The sequence below is a fragment of the Asanoa sp. NPDC049475 genome (assembly GCF_040676915.1).
GTDB lineage: Bacteria > Actinomycetota > Actinomycetes > Mycobacteriales > Micromonosporaceae > Asanoa.
Map to the genome: position 1 here is coordinate 105,518 of NZ_JBFAPY010000014.1, position 19,493 is coordinate 125,010.

A 19,493-nucleotide genomic window follows, 5' to 3' on the forward strand; every position below is an offset into this window, starting at 1 on the left:
TGCGGTCCATGGCTTTCACTCCTGGTCGCACGATCGTGCGGCGTTACTGGCGTGGTGGGCGGATCAGCTGGATCGGCTCGATGGTGGTGCTCTCCGACGACGAGCGCGGACTGCGGCTGTGGCAGCCGGCCGGGGTCAGCATCTGGCGGCTGATGACGCCGGACGGTCGCACCCACCACGACGGGACGCTGGACGAGCTCGGTCCGATGGAGCTGACGAGGCGGCCCTGGCTCGGCGGCCCGATCATGCCGTTCCATCCCGCAGACGGGTCGCCGTGGTCGGTCTGGTGGTTCTTCGACCAGCACACGGGCGACTTCGACAGCTGGTACGTGAACCTCGAGGACCCGTTCACCCGGTGGGACGACGGCGACGTCGCCGGCATCGACACGGCTGACCACGCGCTGGACATCGTGGTGGCGCCAGACCGCACGTGGAGTTGGAAGGACGAGGACGAGCTAGCCGCAAAAACCGGCAAATCGGGCTACTGGGACGCGGCCGAGGCGGCCACGATCCGCCAGAACGGCGAAGCGGTCCTGGAGCTGATCGAAGCGGGCAAGTTCCCCTTCGACGGCACCTGGTGCGACCTCCTTCCGGACCCGGCGTGGCGGATCCCGGCTGATCTTCCGTCGGGTTGGGACCGCCCGCGGGCGGTCTGACCGTTTTGCGGTAACGGTGACCAGCCGCGAAGCTGGCAAGTGGAGCGCAGCGGAGCGATCTCCGGCGGGAGCAACGGTCGCGCCCCCGACGAACCCGGGACACGAATAACCTCTGTTTTGATGTCCGGATGGCCCGCCGAATGCTTCGACGGACCATCTGGCAGAATGGCTAGTTGGTATCCGGCATGCGTTTGGCGCCCTCTACCCCGAACGCGTTGCCAGTCCACGAACGGTCCTCGACTCAAACCCCACTGCGTCGGCCGGCCGATCACCCACGTATCGCAACAGGAGCGAACAGACTGTGGCCGTAAAGATCCGGCTTCTGCGGATGGGCAAGATCCGCAACCCGCAATACCGCATCGTCGTCGCCGACTCGCGCACCAAGCGTGACGGCCGGGCGATCGAGTACGTCGGCATCTACCACCCCAAGGAAGAGCCGTCGCTGATCGAGGTCAAGTCCGACCGCGTGCAGTACTGGCTGTCGGTGGGTGCGCAGCCGAGCGAGGCCGTGCAGCGGATCCTCGAGCGGACCGGCGACTGGCAGCAGTTCAAGGGCCTGCCGGCTCCGCCGCCGCTGCTCGTCGCCGCGCCGCGGGTCGACAAGCGTGAGGCCTACGAGGTCGAGGCGCGTGCCGCGGCCGGGCTGAGCGACGCGCCGGCGCCGACCAAGGCAGCGAAGAAGTCCGCGAAGGCCGCGGAGCCCAAGGCTGAGGCCGAGGCTCCCAAGGCCGACGCACCCAAGTCCGAGGAGCAGGCGGTTGCGGACTCCGGCGAGCAGGCCTGACGTGGCACTCCGGCCCGCGCTGGAGCACCTCGTCAAGGGCATCGTCGACCACCCGGATGACGTACGTGTCCGGATGGTCGACTCACGTCGTGGCAAGCGGCTCGAAGTGCGTGTCAACCCCGAGGACCTGGGCACCGTGATCGGCCGCGGCGGGCGCACCGCCAAGGCTCTCCGCCAGGTCATCGGTTCGATCGGCGGCCGGGGCGTCCGGGTCGACATCGTCGACGCGTACTGATGCTCCTCGTCGTCGGCCGGATCGGTCGGCCCCACGGCATTCGCGGTGAGGTCACCGTCGAGGTCCGGACCGACGAGCCCGAGCAGCGGTTCGCTGTCGGGTCGGTGCTGCGCACCGACCCGACAGCGGCCAGCGTCGCTTCCGTCGTGCCGGAGACGCTCACCATCGAGGACCTGCGCTGGCACCAGGGACGCCCGTTGGTGCTCTTCGACGGCTACTACGACCGTGACCTCGTGGACAACCTGCGCAACGTGCTGCTCGTCGTCGACTCCGACGAGATCGCGGTGCCCGAGGATCCGGACGAGTTCCTGGACCACCAGTTGGTCGGCCTGTCCGCGGTGAGCCCCGGCGGTGAGGTGCTCGGCACCGTCGCCCGGATCGACCACGCGCCGGCTTCGGACCTGCTCGTGCTTTCTCGCCCGGACGGTCGTCCGGCGCTGGTGCCGTTCGTGAAGGCGATCGTGCCCGAGGTCGACCTGGCCGGCGGCCGCGTGATCGTCGACGCGCCGGAGGGTCTGCTGGACCTGTGATGCGGGTCGACGTAGTAACGATCTTTCCCGACTACCTGGCGCCGTTGTCGCTGTCGCTGATCGGCAAGGCGCAGGCGACCGGGCTGCTGTCCGTCGGGGTGCACGACCTGCGGTCGTGGACGTCCGACGTCCATCGCACCGTGGACGACACGCCCTACGGCGGTGGGCCTGGCATGGTGATGCGGCCGGAGCCGTGGGGTCAGGCGCTCGATTCGTTGGCGGGACCGTCGTCGAGGCTGGTCGTGCCGACGCCGGTAGGCGCTCCCTTTACCCAGGCGACGGCGCACGCGCTGGCCGCCGAGTCTCATCTGGTCTTCGCGTGTGGGCGTTACGAGGGCATCGACCAGCGGGTGATCGACCACGCCTCGTCCCGGATGCCGGTGACCGAGGTGTCGCTGGGCGACTATGTGCTCTTCGGCGGCGAGGTCGCGGTCCTGGTGGTCATGGAGGCGGTGGTCCGGCTGCTGCCGGGTGTGCTCGGCAATGCCGACTCCCTGGCGGAGGAGTCGCACGCGGCTGGGCTGCTGGAAGCGCCGGTTTACACGAAGCCGCCGGTGTGGCGGGACCTGGCCGTGCCGGACATCCTGCGGTCGGGTGACCACGGCCGGATCGCGCGCTGGCGCCGGGACGAGTCACTGCGCCGGACCGCTTCGCGTCGCCCAGACATGTTGGTCGGGCCTGACGCGCCGGAGCTCGACAAAGCCGACCGGTCCGTGCTCGACGAGGCCGCTGCGCCCCTTCCGGACGAGAGCTGACGCGGTCAGGGCTGGCGCCATCGCGGCTCCCGGGAGTGGGTGTCGGGGCCGATCGACGGTCTCGCTCAAGCGGTTGCTGTCGGTGGCGGGTGGGGCAGGGGCTGTGCCCCCTCCGGCCGTAGGCCGTCGAAGATGATCGCCAGGTAGCGGCGCCACAGGTCCGGCGGTGCGTCCGGGACGTAGCTGACGACGTAGTTCGGCGCGCACATCAGCAGGATCACGTCGGTGCCGGTGACGTCCCGACGCACGGCGTTGCTCGCGTGGGCTTTCTCGACGAGCCGGTCGATCGTGTCGTACATCCGCGTGCGGACGGCGGTGACCTCCGGGGACAGGTCGCCGGCCTGCTGGAGGAACGAGAGGTCGCGCTGCTGGCGCTGCTCGGCGGCGATGGAGAGGAACTCCCGCAGTGCGACGCCGGCGTCGGGCGCCTCGGCCAGCAGGCGCTCGCCGGCGGCGTTCAGGGCGTCCATCCGGTCGATGACGATCGCCGCGATGAGGTCGTCCTTCGTGGCGAAGTGCCGGAAGACCGTGCCCTTGCCGACCCCGGCCCGGCGGGCGATGTCGGCGATCGAGGCGTCCAGGCCGCGCTCGGCGAACTCGTCCGCCGCCGCGGCGAGCAGTGCCCGCCGGTTGCGGACGGCGTCGGCCCGCAGCGGTCGCGGCGTCTCGGTCACCTGGGGACTCTAGCAAGTTGACCGGGCGGTCCGTTTATTGTTAGCTTGAGCGAAGGTGACCAAGCGGTCCGTTTAGCTGAGGTGGGTGCGGGTGATGAGAGCTGTCGTTGCTACCGGGTACGGGCCGCCGGAGTCCTACGAGGTCGCCGAGGTGCCGGTGCCGCAGGCGGGTCCGGGACAGATCCAGGTGCGCATCGCCGCGGCCTCGATCAACCCGGCCGACGTGCGGCTGCCGAGCGGCGACTTCCGCGACTCGGTGCCGTTGGAGTTCCCGCACGTGCCGGGCAACGACTTCGCCGGGACGGTGAGCGCGGTCGGCGCGGGGGTGACGGCGTTCGCGGTGGGCGACGAGATCTTCGGGCAGGCGATCCCGCGGGCGTTGCGGGCGATGGCGGGCCAGACCAGGCCGTCGCTGGGCACCGGATCGTTGGCGGAGTACGCGGTCTTCGAGGCGGACACCCCGTTCCTCGCCCATCGACCCGCGGGGCTGGCTCTGGAGGCCGCGGCCGCGCTGCCCACGGTCGGCCTGACCGCGCGGGCGTTGCTGGCGACGGCCGGGATCCGGGCGGGGGAGCGGGTGCTGGTCGTCGGCGCGACCGGCGGGGTCGGCACGACGGTGGTGCCGTTGTTGGCCGCTGCGGGCGCCGAGGTGATCGCGACCGCGACGACCTCGGACGTGGAGCTGCTGCGGGCATTGGGTGCGGCTGAGGTGATCGGCTACTCGGACTACCCGTCGGGGATCGACGTGGTGATCAACGCGGTGCTGCCGAGCGACGACCTCAAGCGGGTGGCGAGCTCGCTGCGACCCGGGGGACGGCTGTTGACGATCACGTATCCCGTCCCGGAGCCGGGGTGGCTCGGCCGCGACGACGTCGACCTGCACTTCGTGCTGGACATGGACGGCGCACTCGGCGGCATGCGCGAGGTGGCCGAGGCCGCCGTCACCGGCGCTCTACGAGCCACGATCGGCCGCCGCTACACGCTCGCCGAAGGCCCACAAGCCTGCGTCGACTTCGCCCGTCGGCACACAACGGGCAAGTTGGTTGTGTCGGTTGTCTAATGCACAACCGGGTACGCGACGCGGGCGTCCGCTCCCGCGCCACGCCGCCGCTGCCGCGGATGCGGGCGGATCTAGGGAGATGGATGCTGCTCCGGCAGCAACGATTTCCTCGATCTCCAACGCGCGACCGGCGACGGACCTGGCAGCGGAGCGGTCTCCGGCGGGAGCGACGGTCGCGGCCCAGACGGACCCGGGACATCCCCTCGATATTGATCTTGCCCATGGGGTGATTTCGGGGAGCGCCGGGCCGTATGGCAAAGTAGTGAGGTTGCTTCTTGCCGCAGTCGCGCCACGCCGTGGAATGGCTGCGAGGATCTCCTGGACTGGTGGGGGATCAGGATCACCCGTCGCGCACCGGGTCCGGTGTGCCGTCATACCGAAGGATGAGCGATGAACACCCTGGACGCCGTCGACGCCCAGTCTCAGCGGACCGACATTCCTGACTTCCGCGCCGGTGACACCGTCAAGGTGCACGCCCGAGTCGTTGAAGGCAACCGGTCCCGTGTCCAGATCTTCCAGGGCGTGGTCATTCGCCGCCAGGGTGCTGGCCTGCGGGAGACCTTCACCGTCCGCAAGATGAGCTTCGGTGTCGGTGTCGAGCGCACCTACCCCGTCAACAGCCCGGCCATCGACCGGATCGAGGTCGTGACCCGCGGTGACGTGCGTCGCGCGAAGCTGTACTACCTCCGTGAGCTGCGCGGCAAGAAGGCCAAGATCAAGGAGAAGCGCGAGAAGCAGCCGAGCTGACATCTGTCACTGCTGTGCCATGGCCTCGTGCGGTTAGGCTAGCCCCCACGAGGCCTCTCGATCGGGAATCGCCTCGGGCGGTGGTGTGCGTCCGCCTGCGGGCGCTTGACTGACCTGGGGAGAGGCTCGGCGTGGATCGAGGCGATGTCGGCCAGGAACGGCGGCGCCGGTTTCCCCGGCGCCGCATGCAAATGCCTCTCTGGCAAGAGCTGCCACTGCTGCTGATCGTGGCGTTCTGCCTCGCTGTGCTGATCCGCAGCCTGCTGCTGCAGGCGTTCTTCATCCCGTCCGGCTCGATGGAGAACACCCTGCTCGTCGGCGACCGGGTGCTGGTCAACAAGATCGTTTATGACGTACGGGATCCGAAGCGCGGCGAGGTCGTCGTGTTCCGGGGTCCCGAGGCCTGGGCGCCGCAGCCGGTCGACGGCGGCGACCCGGGCCTGTTCAGCAGTTTGGGCCGTACGTTCGGCGACCTCATCGGGATCAGCCGGCCCGGCGCCAAGGACTTCATCAAGCGCGTGATCGCCGTCGGTGGCGACCGGGTCAGCTGTTGCGACGACCAAGGCCGCGTGATGGTCAACGGCAAGGGCCTCGACGAGCCGTACATCTTCGACAACTCGCCGCTCGACGTGCCGCCGGTGGCCGGCGAGTGCCGGTCGCGGCAGTTCGCCGAAGTGGTCGTGCCGCCCAACCAGTTGTTCGTGATGGGCGACCACCGCGGTGTCTCGCAGGACGCGCGTTGTCAGGGGCCGGTCCCGGTCGACAACGTGGTGGGACGCGCGTTCGTGGTGGTGTGGCCGCAGGACCGGTGGGCCAACCTGTCGATCCCCGATACGTTCGACAGCGTCCCGCCACCGATCGATGGTGGCGAGGGTGGCGGCACCGGCGTGCCCATTCGTGGAACTGATTCGCCTCTGCCGGGAAAGGGAGACATTGTCGTCACAATGCCAATCTTCGCGTCCGTCCTTTTTCTGGCGCGTTCCCGACGCAGACTCCCAGATCTACAACGTAGGCTCCGTCCGTGATTGAGGAACAGACCCCCCAGAAGTCGCCGCGCAGCTCGTCGTTCTGGAAAGAACTGCCGATCCTGCTGGGCGTCGCGATCCTCGTCGCCGTCCTGGTGCGGGCATTCCTCCTGCAGACCTTCTACATCCCGTCGCCGTCGATGGAGCACACGCTCAACGTCAACGACCGGGTGCTGGTCAACAAGATCGTCTATAACTTCCGCTCACCCGAGCGTGGCGAGATCATCGTGTTCCGCGCGCCGTCGGAGTGGCGCAGCGGGCTCGACGACGAAGACTTCATCAAGCGCGTGATCGCCGTCGGCGGCGACCGGATCGAGTGCTGCGACGAGCAGAAGCGGCTGCGGGTCAACGGGCACTCGATCGACGAGCCGTACCTGTTCAACGAGAACGGCATCAGCGACCCCGCCGCGGACCAGCCCTTCGACTTCACGGTGCCCAAGGGCCGCATCTGGGTGATGGGCGACCACCGGGCCGCGTCCGGCGACTCGCTGGAGCACTGGAAGCAGAGCGACGGCGACCCGCTGATCTCGACGATCACCGAGGACTCGGTGGTCGGCCGGGCGTTCGTGGTCTTCTGGCCGGTGGGCCGGGCGACGTGGCTGTCGGTTCCGGAGACGTTCAACACCGTGCCGGATCCGTCGGCGGGCTAGGCGTTGGTCAGGCGCCGGGGCGCGCCTGACTAAGCTGGCTCGGTGACCGAGTTTCGGCCGCGGCGTGCCGCGCGGGTGTTGCTGGTCGACGACGGTGAGCGCGTGCTGTTGTTCCACGGCGTCGATCCTGGGCGGCCTTCGCACACCTACTGGTTCACGCCTGGTGGCGGCCTGTCCTCGGGTCGACGGCGTCTGGTACCGGCAGCAGCAGGAGTTCTTCCTGCTGCGCGTGCCGACGTGGGTGGTGGACACCACCGGCTTCGACCAGATCGAGCAGGAGTCGATCACCGAGCACCGGTGGTGGTCGATCGAGGAACTGGAGCGTACGAAGGAGCGGTACTACCCCGACGAGCTCACCGTCGTGCTGCGCCGGGTGCTGGGGAAGGACTGATCAGCCGTGCTGACACCACCACGCACCGTGGTACGCCGCGAGGGCGGCCTCTACGCCCTCGAGCGCGCGCTGCAGCGGCGTGGGTTCCGGCATGTGGCGGGCGCCGACGAGGCCGGCCGGGGTGCGTGTGCCGGTCCGCTGGTGGCCGCGGCCGCGGTGCTGCCCGAGGGGAAGCGCGGCGAGATCGAGGGCCTGGCGGACTCGAAGCTGTTGACGCCGCTGGCCCGGGAGCGCATCTATGCCGAGGTGGTCAAGCGGGCCCTGGCCTATTCGGTGGTCGTCATTCCGGCGGCCGAGGTCGATGCCCGGGGGCTGCACGTGTGCAACCTGCTGGCGATGCGCCGGGCACTGGCGTCGCTGCCCGTGGGGCCTGAGTACGTGCTGACCGACGGCTTCCCGCTCGACGGCATGGGTGTGCCCGGCCTGGCCGTCTGGAAGGGCGACCGCGTGGCCGCGTGCGTGGCCGCCGCCAGCGTGCTGGCCAAGGTGACCCGGGACCGGATCATGGTCGAGTTGGACGGGCAGTTCCCTTCCTACGGCTTCTCGGAGCACAAGGGGTACGTGACTCCCGAGCACAACGCGGCCCTCAGCGAGCACGGTCCGTGTGCGGAGCACCGGTTCTCGTACATCAACGTGGCCAACGCGTCGGGGCGGGACTCGCGTCCACCTCGGAGCCGGCGTCCTCGGGCGTTGACGGATCCGTCCAGGTTGGGCGGTGAGGTCGTCCCGGACCTGGACCCGGAGGCGGCTTCGTCGCTGGCGGCGGAGGTAGCCGCCGGATCCTGATCTTCGTGTTGTGCTCAGCCGAGGCGGACCTGGCAGCGTAGCGAAGCGGAGCGGTCTCCGGCGGGAGCGACGGTCCGGACCACCGCGGACCAAGGGCCGCAGCTGTTTCTTGATGGTGCCGGTAGTGGTCTGGATCACTGCGACGGGCGTCCTTCGAGTGACGTACGCGCCCGTCCGGATCCGGTAGGGCGCGCGGAGTCCCCAGGGGGTACCGTCGGCGTGGCGTCCGGCGAGCGGCTTCGGCCGTACGCGCCGGTGGGGGAAGATGGTGCCATGAAGGGCGGAGAGCGATGAGCGCAGAGGATCTCGAGAAATACGAGACCGAGATGGAGCTGCAGCTCTACCGGGAATACCGCGATATCGTCCGCCAATTCTCCTATGTCGTCGAGACCGAGCGCCGCTTCTACCTGGCCAACCAGGTCGACCTGCACGTCCGGAACTCGGACGGCGAGGTCTATTTCGAGGTCGAGATGCACGACGCCTGGGTCTGGGATATGTACCGGCCTGCGCGCTTCGTCAAGAATGTCCGAGTGATGACCTTCAAGGACGTCAACGTCGAAGAGCTCGAGAAGCCCGACATCTCCCTCCCCGCGGACTCAGGCTTCGGCGGCTGACCGCTCGTACCACAACGCCAACCCCGGCGGGCGTTATCCACAATCCACAGGCCGCCGTACGCCCCGTTGCCGCTCCCCCCGGCCACGACGAGGCTGCCATGCATGAATCAGTACGCACTCCGTAACACCGCGTTGTATTTCGCGGCCGTGGTGCTGGTGGTCGCGGTCGCTGTGCTCGTGCCGGTCGGGAGGGTGTCGTCTCCCTCGCCGGCCAGGTGGGGTCCGGCTGTCGGTGGAGCTCTGGCCAGGGGCTTTCCCGCGGCGGTCCGGGCCGGCCCGCGCGCGACGGTGGAGGTCGGCTTCTGGCCTGATCTCCCGCCGAGGCTTCTTCCGCCGACCGACCGCGCGCCCGGAAGATCCACGTTGGTCAGCCGGTCGCCTGGGCGAGCGGTGCTCGATCCCTTGCTCGGTGGCGCCGGGTTGCCTGGTGTGTCGGCGTCGCTCGATCGACCGCGCGGTGGTGTTGCTTTGCACGGTGGCGCCGGGTTGCCCGCTGTGTCCGCGTTGCTTGACCGGTCGCGCGGCGGCGTTGGCTTGCTTGGGCCATCGCGCGGTCGGGCGCCTGACCTGGGGGAGCTTGATCCGGTGGTGCCTTCGGCGAGGGCGGCGCCCGTTCGTCGGTTCGGAATGCCCGTCGCGCCGCCGTTGCGGGTCACCCGGCGGTTCGAGGACCCACCCAGACCCTGGCTGCCGGGCCATCGCGGCGTTGATCTTGCCTCGGCGCCAGGTGCCACCGTGTGGGCGGCCGGTTCCGGCGAGGTCGTCTTCGCGGGGCTCGTGGTCAACCGGCAGGTCGTCAGCATTCAGCACGCGGGCGGGCTGCGCACCACCTACGAGCCGCTGATCCCCGCGGTCCGTCAGGGCGACCACGTCGCCGCCGGGGACCCGATCGGCGTGGTCGCCCCTGGGCATCCCGGCTGTCCCGCGGCCGCCTGCCTGCACTGGGGGCTGCGGCGCGACGCCGTCTATCTCGATCCGATGCTGCTGCTCGGCTTCCGGGTCCGGCTGTTGCCGGTCTAGCCGCTGCCGCCCGGCTCGCAGGCGGGCGGCTCCCCGGCTCGGCGCAGCTCACCGCAGAAGGGAGGGGAGGCGTTCGGCGAAGCGGTCGTACTCGCCCGCGTGGTTGTAGACCTGGCCGCAGATCCGCAGCCAGCCGCGGCCGTTCCAGGCGTTCAGGTTGACCTCGGTCTTGAGCTCGTCGGAGATCCGCTCCCGCAGGGTGACGGCCTCCGGATGGGTGGTGACGACGCCTTCGGGCAGTGGGATGAGGCGCATCGGCACGTCGGGGCCGCCCGGGTCCGGCAGTTCCTCGGGCGTCAGTCCCAGGGCCTCGCCGATCACCCGCTGGCCATAGGCGGCGAGCGCCGCGTTGTGCTCCCGTACCCGCTCGATGCCGAGGCCGCGCAGCGTGAACAGGCCCACCGGCGCGGCCAGCCACGGCGTGTAGTCCAGGGTCGCCTGGAACTCGACGTTGTCCGGGAAGCCGTTCGGCTGCTGCCACGACACGACGAGCGGCTCGATCTGGTCGACCCAACGCTGGGCGACGCTGAGCACGGCGGTGCCGCGCGGCGCGTACGCCCATTTGTGGAAGTTGCCAACCCAGAAGTCGGCTCCGATGCGGTCGACCTCGACCGGCAGCATGCCCGGGACGTGGGCGCCGTCCACCAGCACCGCCACGCCCAGCCGGGCGGCGACGGTGGCGATGGTCGCGACCGGAAGCTGGTACGCGGTCGCCGAGGTGACCTGGTCGACGATCAGCAGCTTGGTGCGGCCCGGACGCAACGCGGCGCGGATCTGCGCGACCAGGTCGGTCTCCCGCGCCCGCAGCGGCAGCGTGACCAGGCCGGCCGTGGCGCCGGTGCGGTCGCACTCGCGCTGAACGGCGTACGAGATCGACCCGTACCCGTGGCTGGTCGTGAGGATCTCGTCGCCCGGGCCGAGCCGCAGCGACTGGAGCGCGATGGCGATGCCGGTGGTGGCGTTGCCGACCAGCGCGGTCCGGTCCGGGGCGGCGCCGAGGAACGACGCGAGGTGGCGGCGGGTGTGCGCGATGCGGTCGAAGAAGCCGCGGTCGAAGAACCGCAGCGGGTTGCTGTCGACCTCGTCCCGCAGGCGTTGCTGAGCGCGCTGCACGTTGATCGGCACCGCGCCGAACGAGCCGTGGTTGAGATGGGCGACGCTGGGGTCGAGCGAGAACAGCAGACGGGCGCCGGGGATCGGGGTGGGCGGCTGCGGCTCAGCCACGCGCGGACCTCATACCGATGATCGTACGAGTCGTCCCGCCGATCGGGGCCGGCTCGGCCGTAGGCTGCGTGAATGGCCTCCCGCGACTCACACTGTTCGTTCTGCGGCGTCGCCTACGCCCCGGACCAACCCTGGCCCCGGGTCTGCGCGGAGTGCGGCGAGACCACGTACCGCAACCCGGTCCCGGTCGCCGTCGCGGTGCTGCCGGTCGACGACGGCGTGCTGGTGATCCGGCGGGCGATCCCCCCACGGGCCGGCCTGCTCGCCCTGCCGGGCGGTTTCGTCGACCACGGCGAGTCGTGGCAGCGGGCGGTGACGCGCGAGTTGTTCGAGGAGACCGGCATCGTGGTCGCCGAGACGGACGTGTCGCTCTTCGACGTGCACAGCGCCCCCGACGGCACGGTGCTCATCTTCGGCCTGCTGCCCGCGACGACCGCGGCCGCTCTGCCCGCGTCGACGCCGAACGCCGAGGTCGCCGGCTGGCACGTGGCCAGTGACACCAAGGACCTGGCCTTCGACCTGCATGCCCGGGTCCTGACCCGCTACCTGTCGGACCGCATCTCCGCCTGATCGCGGAGCCGCGGTGAGGTCAGGCGCGCGGGTGGGCCTGTCGGTAGGCCGCGCGGAGCCGCTCCATCGAGACGTGGGTGTAGATCTGCGTCGTGGCCAGCGACGCGTGCCCCAGCAGCTCCTGCACAGCCCGCAGGTCGGCGCCGCCCTCCAGCAGGTGGGTGGCGGCCGAATGGCGCAGCCCGTGCGGTGTGATGTGGGGGAGCCCGGCCGCCCGCGCGTACCCGCTGACCAGCCGCCGCACCACCGTCGCCTGAAGGCGGCCGCCGCGCGCGCCGAGGAACAGCGCGTCGCCGCTTGCCGCCGTCGACAGGGACGACCGGCCCAGCCGGAGCCAGTCGTCGAGCGCTTCCTGCGCCGGTTGTCCATAGGGGACCGAGCGTTCCTTGTCGCCCTTGCCGAGCACCCGGACCACTCGGCGGCCGGCGTCGACGTCGGCCCGGTCCAGGCCGCACAGTTCGCTGACCCGGATGCCGGTGGCGTAGAGGAGCTCCAACACCGCTCGGTCGCGCAGCAGCGTCGGTGCGGCCTCGTCGCCCGGCGCCAGCACGAGCTCGGTCGCCTGCTCGGTGCGCAGCACTGCGGGCAGGTCGCGGTTGGCCTTGGGTGTTGCCAGTTGGGCGCCGACGTCGCTCGCCAGCAGCCCGCCGCGGTGCGCCCACGCGCTGAACGTGCGTGCCGCGGCGGCCCGGCGGGCGAGGGAAGCGCGAGCGCCGCCGAGCGTACGGAGGCGGGCCAGCCAACTGCGCAGCACGGCGAGGTCGAGGTCGCCCGGCGTCGCGCCGCCCATTCGCACCGCGTGGTCGAGCAAGGAGACAACATCGCCGACGTACGCGCGTACCGTGTGGGCCGATCGATTTTCGACCTGTGACAGGTGCCGGGCGAACTCGTCGACCGCTTCGCGCATCGCAGGCGGAAGCGACTCGTGCAGTGCCTGTGTCGATCGGGCCATCACCGCGACGGTCACCGGCGCGAGACCTGGCGTCAAGCCGCCGCGCCGTCGGCGGTCAGCCGGTCTTGATGTCGTCAGGCGGCGGCCAGGCCCGCGGCGATCAGGAGGCCGAGGCCGACGACCACGTAGACCGCCGGTGGGCGCAGCCAGCCGCCCGGACCTTCCGGCCTCGAACCGCCGGTCGTGGCGGCGTAGAGGCCGGCCGCGAGCAGAGGCAGGCCGGCGATCAGGAACATCCCGGAGACGATGCCCGCGATCACCAGGTCGCCGGTGAACATCGAGTCGAAGAAGATCCGAAGTGCGCCGATCTCGAAGATCGCGGTGAGTACGCCGTAGACCAGCAACAGGCCTGGCCGGCGGGTGCGGTAGACGCCGTCGGCGGGTGCGGCCGGCGCCGCGGCGGGTCGGCGCATCGGGTCGGTCGGGAAGCGCTGCGTCTCGTCACGCGGCGCGATCGGGGGCATCAGGCCGGTGGGTGCGTTCAGGCCGGCCGCGCCGTCGCCGGGCAGCCCCGGTCCCGGGTCGGGGAGTGCGAGCGGCGGTGGCACCGGCTCGCCGATCGGCGTGGATCGGGGCAGTTCGCCCGTGGCCGGTCCGGCCGGGTCGACGGCGTACAACCGCGGCGGTCCGTCGTCGGTCGGGCGCCGCATGCCGTCGGCCGGGAGCGGTCGCGCGGAGGTGTTCCAGGACGGCTTGTCGTCGCCACCCCACCGGGGCTCTCCCGGAGGGCCGCCGTAACCACCCGCGAACCCGTTGAACGACGGCTCGGCGCCGGCCTCCCGTGGGTAGCCGCCCTCGCGCCAGCCGCCACCGGCCGCGCCCTGGTCGTCGTCGTTCCAGCGCTGTTGCTGCTCGTCGTCCGGGTACCCACGTCGTCCGTCCACGGGCCGCACGGTAATTCAGGTGCCAGCGAACCGGCCAGCCGAGTGTCCGGAATGCGAATTTAAGCGCACTGATTCCGGTCGTCGTGGAGGGATGTATCACGCTCCGCCGCGCTTACGGCCGGTTTCCACACCCGTGCGCTGTCCACAGGGGAAGGTGCGGCGCCGCCGCTCGCTCGCGCATCGTCGGCCCATGACGGTGGTACGACAGGCGATCGGCGCGTGGGGCGAACGGCTGGCGGCCCAGCACCTGGCCGACGCGAGCTTCAGAATCGTCGCGCGCAACTGGCGCTGCCCGCTCGGTGAGATCGACATCATCGCGTGGGACGGCGACGCGCTCGTCTTCTGCGAGGTGAAGACCCGGCGCGGGCTCGGCTTCGGTGTGCCGGCCGAGGCGGTGGTGGCGGCCAAGGCGCGGCGGCTACGCAGGCTCGGCGCGCGGTGGCTGGCCCTCAACAACGCGCACCCGCGCGAGATCCGGTTCGACGTGATCGCCGTCCTGGTCCGTCGGCCGGGAACCGTCGAGATCGAGCACATCCGTGGCGCCTTCTAGCACAGTCCGTGCTCGGTGTGTGCCCTGTCCACAACCGAGGGTTATCCACAGGGGTCGAGCGGGATCATCCCTTCGCACGGCACCGTCGTACCTCGTGAGCTACGCGAAGGTGTTGTCCGTCGGTTTGGTCGGTGTGACCGGATACCTGGTCGAGGTCGAGGCCGACCTCTCCGCCGGGCTGCCCGCCGTCGTGATGTCCGGCCTGCCGGACACGGCTCTCAACGAAGCCCGCGATCGGGTGCGGGCGGCGGTCGTCAACTCCGGTGAACGCTGGCCCAACCGGCGGATCACCGTCAACCTGCTGCCCGCGACCATGCCCAAATACGGCTCTGCCTTCGACATGGGCATCGCGGCGGCGCTGTTGGGGGCGGCCGGCGAGCTACCGCTGGCCGCCCTCGACGGTGTCGTGATCCTGGGTGAGCTAGGTCTCGACGGCAGCGTGCGGCCGGTGCGCGGCGTGCTGCCGATGGTCGCCGCGGCCCTGCGCGCCGGCATCCACCGCGCGGTGGTGCCGCTGGCCAACGCCGCCGAGGCCGCGGTGGTGCCGGGCGTCACGGTCAAGGCGGTCGAGACACTGCACCGGCTGGTCGCCTACGTCCGCACCGGCGGCGCGTTGCTCGACCCGCCCACCGACCACCCGCCGCCCGAGCCGCCGATGCCCGACCTGGCCGACGTCGCCGGCCAGGCGCTGGGCCGACGGGCGATCGAGGTGGCGGCGGCCGGCGGGCACCACGTGGCCATGTTCGGTCCACCCGGCGCGGGCAAGACGATGCTCGCCGAGCGACTGCCGTCGCTGTTGCCACCGCTCGACGACGACGCGGCGCTCGAGGTGTCGGCGCTGCACTCGGTGGCCGGGCTGCTGCCGGAGGGTGGGCGCCTGGTGCGCCGCCCACCGTTCCAGGCGCCGCACCACTCGGCCACCCTCGCCGCGCTGGTCGGCGGCGGCTCCGGCCTGGCCCGGCCCGGAGCGGTCTCACTCGCCCATCGAGGCGTCCTCTTTCTCGACGAAGCGCCCGAATTCGCCACCAGGGCCCTCGAAGCGCTCCGCCAGCCGCTGGAGTCCGGTCGGGTCCTGCTGAGCCGCACCGGTGGCACGACCGAATATCCGGCCCGGGTCCAGCTCGTCGTCGCGGCCAACCCGTGCCCCTGTGCCAAACCGCAGGGCGATGCGCACTGCGAGTGCACGCCGCTGGCCCGGCGCCGCTACCTGGGCCGGCTCTCGGGTCCGCTGCTCGACCGCATCGACGTGCAGATCGAGCTGATGCCGGTCACCGCGGCCGATCTGTTCGTCACCAGCGGTGGCGGCGAGCCGTCGGTCGACGTCGCCGAGCGGGTGGCCAAGGCCCGGGCGGCCGCATCCGCGCGCTGGTCGGCGGAGCGCTGGCGGGTCAACGCCGAGGTGCCCGGCCCTCGGCTTCGCCAGGCGCCCTGGCGGTTGCCGCCGCGCGACACGCAGCCGCTGCGCCGCCGACTCGACAGCGGGTCGTTGTCGGCCAGGGGATTCGACCGGGTCCTGCGGCTGTGCTGGTCGATCGCCGACCTCGACGGCCGCGACCGGCCGACCATCGACGACGTCGAAGAGGCGTTGGCGCTGCGTACTGGCGGCGGGAGGCGGTTCGATGCCTGAGATCGACATCCGGCTGGCCCGGGTCGCGCTGACCCTGCTCGCCGAGCCCGGCACGCGGGCGGTGCATCGGCTGGTCGCCCGGCACGGCCCCCGCGAGGCGCTCGCTCTGGTGCTGGCCGGCGAGATCACCGACGACGCGGCGCGCGACGCGGTCCGCGCCCGTCTGGGCGCCGGCGACCCACGTTTGGCGGCGGAGGCGGCCCTGGCGACGGCCGAGCGGCTCGGCGCGCGTGTGGTGATCCCCGAAGACGACGAGTGGCCCTCGCACCTTTCCGGGCTCGAACACGTCCAGCTCGCCGGCACCGACCGTCGGGTCGACCGTGAGCTGGCGCCGCCGCTGTGCTTCTGGGTGCGCGGGGCGTGGCCGCTGGCCGAGGCGTTCGACCGCTCGGTCGCGATCGTGGGCTCGCGGGCCGCGACCCAATACGGCGAGCACGTCGCCACGGACCTCGCCTACGGCCTGGCCGAACGCGAATGGACGGTGGTGTCGGGCGGTGCGTTCGGCGTCGACGCCGCCGCCCACCGGGGCGCGCTGGCGGCGGGCGGGCTCACCGTGGCGGTGCTCGCATGCGGCATCGAGCGCGCGTACCCGGTCGCCAACACCGCCCTCTTCGAGCGGATCGCCGACACCGGCCTGCTGATCACCGAGTGGCCACCGGGCGCCGACCCGCTGCGGCCGCGGTTCCTCATCCGCAACCGGGTGATCGCCGCCGCCACCCGCGGCACGGTCCTGGTCGAGGCCGCGGCCCGCAGCGGGGCGACCCAGACGGTGCGGCGCGCGCTCGCGCTGCGCCGCCCGGCGATGGTCGTGCCGGGGCCGGTCACGTCCGCGATGTCGATCGGTTGCCACGAGATCCTGCGGCAGCACGACGGCGCGCGGCTGGTCACCAACGTCGCGCACGTCCTGGAGGAGGTCGGCCGGATCGGCGCCGACCTCGCGCCGGCGGCGCAGGGTCCGGAACACCCGCGGGACCAGCTCGACGACCAGGCGACCTTCCTGCTGGAGTCCATGCCCCGGCGCGGGGCGATCAGTCCTGACGCGTTGGCCGTCCGGGCCGGCGTCGACATCCGCACGACCCTGCGCAAGCTCACGCTGCTCGAGACGCTGGGCTTCGTCGCCCGCCGGACCGGCGGGTACGCCCTGGTCCCGCTCACCCTCCGCCACCGCGAGCCGCCATGACCGCGCGCCTCGTGGGCGGGCGCGTCGAGGCCGGCGTCGGGTCGCGCTCGGGCGGCCGCCGTTGTCCGGCCCCGCTGGTCGTCCGTGCGCTGGCAGTGCGGGCCGTGATCGTCGAGGTGATCGAGCTGGTCTGCGTGGCTCGGCCTCCTACGTTGTCGAGGAGAACGTGCGATGACCTATCCGACCGAGGACGAGCTGGATGAACGGCTCCGGGCGGCCGTGGACGCGGCCGCCCGGAGAAGATCGGAGCGCCTGCGGTTCCGGGCCGCCTTCACCGCCACCCGCGGGGCCGGCCTGCAACTACGTCACGCGACCAAGCTCGCCCGCCTGGACCGAGAGCTGGCTGACGTCCCGGAGCCGATCCCGCCGCCCTGACAGGCGGCGCGGGGCCGGCGAGCTGGTCGGGGCCAGAGGGCCCGGAGTTGACCCTGCGACGAGCGTCCGAACCGCGCATTGACCGTCGTGCCGGAAGGGTCCGCGGAGGTGGGGAAGGGGGGCAACCGCAGACGGCGTACACTTGGGTTTTGGCGACCGCCGCAGGGCGGTCGACCTCGCGCGCCCTTCTCGCGTTCGCGTCCTTGTGGCTCGAGGTGAGCGACGGTCCCCTGGTCCCGATTTTGATTGGGCCCACCATGGCCGGCGACTGGGCGCCAGGACGCTCGGCCACCCGGCCGGCGTGACAACCAGGGACAACACGAGGAGTACCCCACCATGGCCGTCGTGACCATGCGCCAGCTGCTGGAGAGCGGTGTCCACTTCGGGCACCAGACCCGGCGCTGGAACCCGAAGATGAAGCGCTTCATCTTCACCGAGCGTAACGGCATTTACATCATCGACCTGCGCCAGACTCTCGACTACATCGAGAAGGCGTACGAATACATCCGCACCACCGTCGCCGAGGGTGGCAGCGTGCTGTTCGTCGGCACGAAGAAGCAGGCGCAGGAGGCGATCGCGGAGCAGGCTTCGCGGGTCGGCATGCCCTACGTCAACCACCGCTGGCTGGGTGGCATGCTCACCAACTTCCAGACGGTCTACAAGCGGCTGCAGCGGATGAAGGAGCTCGAGGCGCTGGGCGACCTCAGCGGCACCGCCGCCGGCTACACCAAGAAGGAGACGCTGCAGCTCTCGCGCGAGAAGATCAAGCTGACCCGCACCCTGGGCGGCCTGCGCGACATGCAGAAGATCCCGGCCGCTGTCTGGATCGTCGACACCAAGAAGGAGCACATCGCGGTTGACGAGGCCCGCAAGCTGGGCATTCCGGTCATCGCGGTGCTCGACACCAACTGCGACCCGGACGAGGTCGACTTCCCGATCCCGGGCAACGACGACGCGATCCGGTCGGCCGAGCTGCTGACCAAGGTCGTCGCGGCTGCCGTCGCCGACGGGCTGATCGCCCGCTCGGGCCGCGGTCAGCGTGGCGGCGACGACAAGCCGGAGCCGGGCGTCGTCGGCACCGACGAGCCGCTGGCCGAGTGGGAGCGCGAGCTCCTCGAGGGCGCCGACAAGAAGGCTGACGAGAAGCCGGCCGACGAGAACGCGACCGTCGCCGCGGAATGAGCTGGTTCCGGGCCCGCCCTACCGGGTGGGCCCGGCCACGACCCCGACTAACCATCAAAAGAGAGAGTCATGGCTGACTTCACCGCCGCGGACGTCAAGAAGCTCCGCGATCTCACCGGCGCCGGCATGATGGACAGCAAGAAGGCGCTCACCGAGGCCGACGGCGATTTCGACAAGGCCGTCGAGGTGCTCCGGATCAAGGGCGCGAAGGACGTCGGCAAGCGTGCCGGGCGTACCGCCGCGAACGGTCTGGTGGCGCACTCGGGTCGGGCGCTGCTCGAGCTCAACTGCGAGACCGACTTCGTCGCCAAGAACGCCGACTTCGTCGCGCTCGCGCAGCAGCTCGTCGAGCACGCTGAGTCCGCCGGTGTCACCGACGTCGAGGGGCTGCTGGCCAGCAAGCTGGCCGACGGCCGCACCGTCGCCGACACCGTCCAGGAGGCTTCGGCCAAGATCGGCGAGAAGCTGGTGCTCAACCGCTTCGCCGTGCTCGACGACAACGGCACCGTCGCTGTCTACCTGCACCGCAAGAGCCAGGACCTGCCGCCCGCGGTGGGCGTGCTCGTGCAGTACACCGGCAAGTCCGACGAGGCCGCCGACGCCGACGCGCGTGGCGTGGCGATGCAGATCGCCGCGATGCGTCCGAAGTACCTCACGCGTGACGAGGTGCCGGCCGACGTCGTCGAGTCCGAGCGCCGCATCGCCGAGCAGACCGCCCGCGAAGAGGGCAAGCCCGAGGCCGCGCTGCCGAAGATCGTCGAGGGCCGCACCAACGCCTTCTTCAAGGACTTCGTGCTGCTGGAGCAGGCTTCGGTCGCTGACAACAAGAAGTCCGTCAAGCAGGTCGTCGGCGAGGCCGGCATCGACGTGACGCGGTTCGTCCGCTTCGAGGTCGGCCAGGCCTGACCGGCTGCCGCGCCCCCGTCCGTCGGGCGGGGGCGCGGCCCCCGCCCCGGGGGGCCGGGGGCGGGGGGGGGCAAACGCTCAACGCGGCCCCCGCCCGGGGGCGGCGCGGGATAGGG

At 71.1% G+C, this 19,493-nt stretch carries 24 protein-coding genes; 20 read left to right on the forward strand and 4 right to left on the reverse strand.

What is annotated here, in order from left to right; all coding sequences use genetic code 11:
• Nucleotides 1-8 precede the first annotated feature (8 nt).
• The 5 genes from AB0J88_RS38415 (at nt 9) to trmD (ending at nt 2,960) form a co-directional block, all read left to right on the forward strand.
• A complete protein-coding gene (locus AB0J88_RS38415; protein ID WP_364358460.1) occupies nt 9-656 on the forward strand; it encodes a DUF402 domain-containing protein in 648 nt (215 codons plus the stop codon).
• 301 nt (nt 657-957) lie between these two features.
• Nucleotides 958-1,440, forward strand: coding sequence for a 30S ribosomal protein S16 (gene rpsP, locus AB0J88_RS38420; RefSeq protein ID WP_364358457.1), 483 nt, complete (start codon nt 958-960; stop codon nt 1,438-1,440).
• Nucleotides 1,415-1,675: an RNA-binding protein gene (locus AB0J88_RS38425; RefSeq protein WP_179266510.1), complete on the forward strand. Its 261-nt coding sequence runs from the start codon at nt 1,415-1,417 to the stop codon at nt 1,673-1,675. The genes rpsP and AB0J88_RS38425 overlap by 26 nt, the downstream gene beginning before the upstream one ends.
• A complete protein-coding gene (gene rimM / locus AB0J88_RS38430) occupies nt 1,675-2,205 on the forward strand; it encodes a ribosome maturation factor RimM (protein ID WP_364738172.1) in 531 nt (176 codons plus the stop codon). Before AB0J88_RS38425 ends, rimM begins: the two co-directional genes overlap by 1 nt.
• Nucleotides 2,205-2,960: a tRNA (guanosine(37)-N1)-methyltransferase TrmD gene (trmD, locus tag AB0J88_RS38435; protein WP_364342046.1), complete on the forward strand. Its 756-nt coding sequence runs from the start codon at nt 2,205-2,207 to the stop codon at nt 2,958-2,960. The genes rimM and trmD overlap by 1 nt, the downstream gene beginning before the upstream one ends.
• 65 nt (nt 2,961-3,025) lie before the next feature.
• On the opposite strand, the gene AB0J88_RS38440 is transcribed toward trmD, so the two are convergent.
• On the reverse strand, nt 3,026-3,634 hold the full coding sequence (locus AB0J88_RS38440) for a helix-turn-helix domain-containing protein (RefSeq protein ID WP_364342049.1): 609 nt from the start codon (nt 3,632-3,634) through the stop codon (nt 3,026-3,028).
• A gap of 94 nt (nt 3,635-3,728) precedes the next feature.
• On the opposite strand from AB0J88_RS38440, the gene AB0J88_RS38445 reads away from it, so the two are divergent.
• From AB0J88_RS38445 to AB0J88_RS38480, 8 genes are all read left to right on the forward strand, one after another.
• On the forward strand, nt 3,729-4,694 hold the full coding sequence (locus AB0J88_RS38445; protein ID WP_364342052.1) for an NADP-dependent oxidoreductase: 966 nt from the start codon (nt 3,729-3,731) through the stop codon (nt 4,692-4,694).
• Nucleotides 4,695-5,084: 390 nt separating this feature from the next.
• Entirely contained in the window at nt 5,085-5,441 is a 357-nt protein-coding gene (gene rplS / locus AB0J88_RS38450) for a 50S ribosomal protein L19 (protein ID WP_364342055.1), read from the forward strand.
• Between the two features lie 131 nt (nt 5,442-5,572).
• Nucleotides 5,573-6,466: a signal peptidase I gene (lepB, locus tag AB0J88_RS38455; protein ID WP_364342058.1), complete on the forward strand. Its 894-nt coding sequence runs from the start codon at nt 5,573-5,575 to the stop codon at nt 6,464-6,466.
• Nucleotides 6,463-7,116, forward strand: coding sequence for a signal peptidase I (gene lepB / locus AB0J88_RS38460; RefSeq protein WP_090794230.1), 654 nt, complete (start codon nt 6,463-6,465; stop codon nt 7,114-7,116). Before lepB (AB0J88_RS38455) ends, lepB (AB0J88_RS38460) begins: the two co-directional genes overlap by 4 nt.
• A 163-nt stretch (nt 7,117-7,279) precedes the next feature.
• Nucleotides 7,280-7,507: a hypothetical protein gene (locus AB0J88_RS38465; protein WP_364342060.1), complete on the forward strand. Its 228-nt coding sequence runs from the start codon at nt 7,280-7,282 to the stop codon at nt 7,505-7,507.
• Between the two features lie 6 nt (nt 7,508-7,513).
• Entirely contained in the window at nt 7,514-8,293 is a 780-nt protein-coding gene (locus AB0J88_RS38470; protein WP_364342062.1) for a ribonuclease HII, read from the forward strand.
• Between the two features lie 290 nt (nt 8,294-8,583).
• A complete protein-coding gene (locus tag AB0J88_RS38475) occupies nt 8,584-8,907 on the forward strand; it encodes a DUF2469 domain-containing protein (protein ID WP_007075222.1) in 324 nt (107 codons plus the stop codon).
• Nucleotides 8,908-9,375: 468 nt separating this feature from the next.
• On the forward strand, nt 9,376-9,927 hold the full coding sequence (locus AB0J88_RS38480; protein ID WP_364344492.1) for a M23 family metallopeptidase: 552 nt from the start codon (nt 9,376-9,378) through the stop codon (nt 9,925-9,927).
• A gap of 48 nt (nt 9,928-9,975) precedes the next feature.
• Here the strand turns inward: AB0J88_RS38480 and AB0J88_RS38485 are convergent, their stop codons facing one another.
• Nucleotides 9,976-11,151: an aminotransferase class V-fold PLP-dependent enzyme gene (locus tag AB0J88_RS38485; RefSeq protein ID WP_364342064.1), complete on the reverse strand. Its 1,176-nt coding sequence runs from the start codon at nt 11,149-11,151 to the stop codon at nt 9,976-9,978.
• 72 nt (nt 11,152-11,223) lie between these two features.
• Between AB0J88_RS38485 and AB0J88_RS38490 the strand changes: the two genes are divergently transcribed.
• The gene (locus AB0J88_RS38490) at nt 11,224-11,721 is read left to right on the forward strand and encodes an NUDIX domain-containing protein (RefSeq protein ID WP_364342066.1); all 498 of its coding nucleotides are present in this window, start codon (nt 11,224-11,226) and stop codon (nt 11,719-11,721) included.
• A gap of 19 nt (nt 11,722-11,740) precedes the next feature.
• On the opposite strand, the gene AB0J88_RS38495 is transcribed toward AB0J88_RS38490, so the two are convergent.
• Nucleotides 11,741-12,673, reverse strand: a complete 933-nt coding sequence (locus AB0J88_RS38495) for a tyrosine recombinase XerC (RefSeq protein WP_364342068.1) — start codon at nt 12,671-12,673, stop codon at nt 11,741-11,743.
• Nucleotides 12,674-12,747: 74 nt separating this feature from the next.
• Nucleotides 12,748-13,557 carry a hypothetical protein gene (locus AB0J88_RS38500; protein ID WP_364342070.1) on the reverse strand — a complete coding sequence of 270 codons (810 nt, stop codon included), beginning with the start codon at nt 13,555-13,557 and terminating at the stop codon, nt 12,748-12,750.
• A gap of 190 nt (nt 13,558-13,747) precedes the next feature.
• On the opposite strand from AB0J88_RS38500, the gene AB0J88_RS38505 reads away from it, so the two are divergent.
• The 6 genes from AB0J88_RS38505 to tsf all read left to right on the forward strand — a co-directional run bounded on the left by AB0J88_RS38505 (nt 13,748) and on the right by tsf (nt 19,377).
• Complete coding sequence (locus AB0J88_RS38505; RefSeq protein ID WP_364342072.1) at nt 13,748-14,107, forward strand: YraN family protein; 360 nt, start codon at nt 13,748-13,750, stop codon at nt 14,105-14,107.
• Between the two features lie 94 nt (nt 14,108-14,201).
• Nucleotides 14,202-15,734 (forward strand): YifB family Mg chelatase-like AAA ATPase, encoded by a 1,533-nt coding sequence (locus AB0J88_RS38510; protein WP_364342074.1) that lies wholly within the window; start codon nt 14,202-14,204, stop codon nt 15,732-15,734.
• Nucleotides 15,727-16,914: a DNA-processing protein DprA gene (gene dprA / locus AB0J88_RS38515; protein ID WP_364342076.1), complete on the forward strand. Its 1,188-nt coding sequence runs from the start codon at nt 15,727-15,729 to the stop codon at nt 16,912-16,914. Before AB0J88_RS38510 ends, dprA begins: the two co-directional genes overlap by 8 nt.
• Before the next feature lie 171 nt (nt 16,915-17,085).
• Nucleotides 17,086-17,289: a hypothetical protein gene (locus AB0J88_RS38520; RefSeq protein ID WP_364342079.1), complete on the forward strand. Its 204-nt coding sequence runs from the start codon at nt 17,086-17,088 to the stop codon at nt 17,287-17,289.
• A 336-nt stretch (nt 17,290-17,625) separates the two neighbouring features.
• Nucleotides 17,626-18,471, forward strand: coding sequence for a 30S ribosomal protein S2 (gene rpsB / locus AB0J88_RS38525; RefSeq protein ID WP_364342082.1), 846 nt, complete (start codon nt 17,626-17,628; stop codon nt 18,469-18,471).
• Nucleotides 18,472-18,540: 69 nt separating this feature from the next.
• Nucleotides 18,541-19,377, forward strand: coding sequence for a translation elongation factor Ts (gene tsf, locus AB0J88_RS38530; RefSeq protein ID WP_364342085.1), 837 nt, complete (start codon nt 18,541-18,543; stop codon nt 19,375-19,377).
• Nucleotides 19,378-19,493 lie beyond the last annotated feature (116 nt).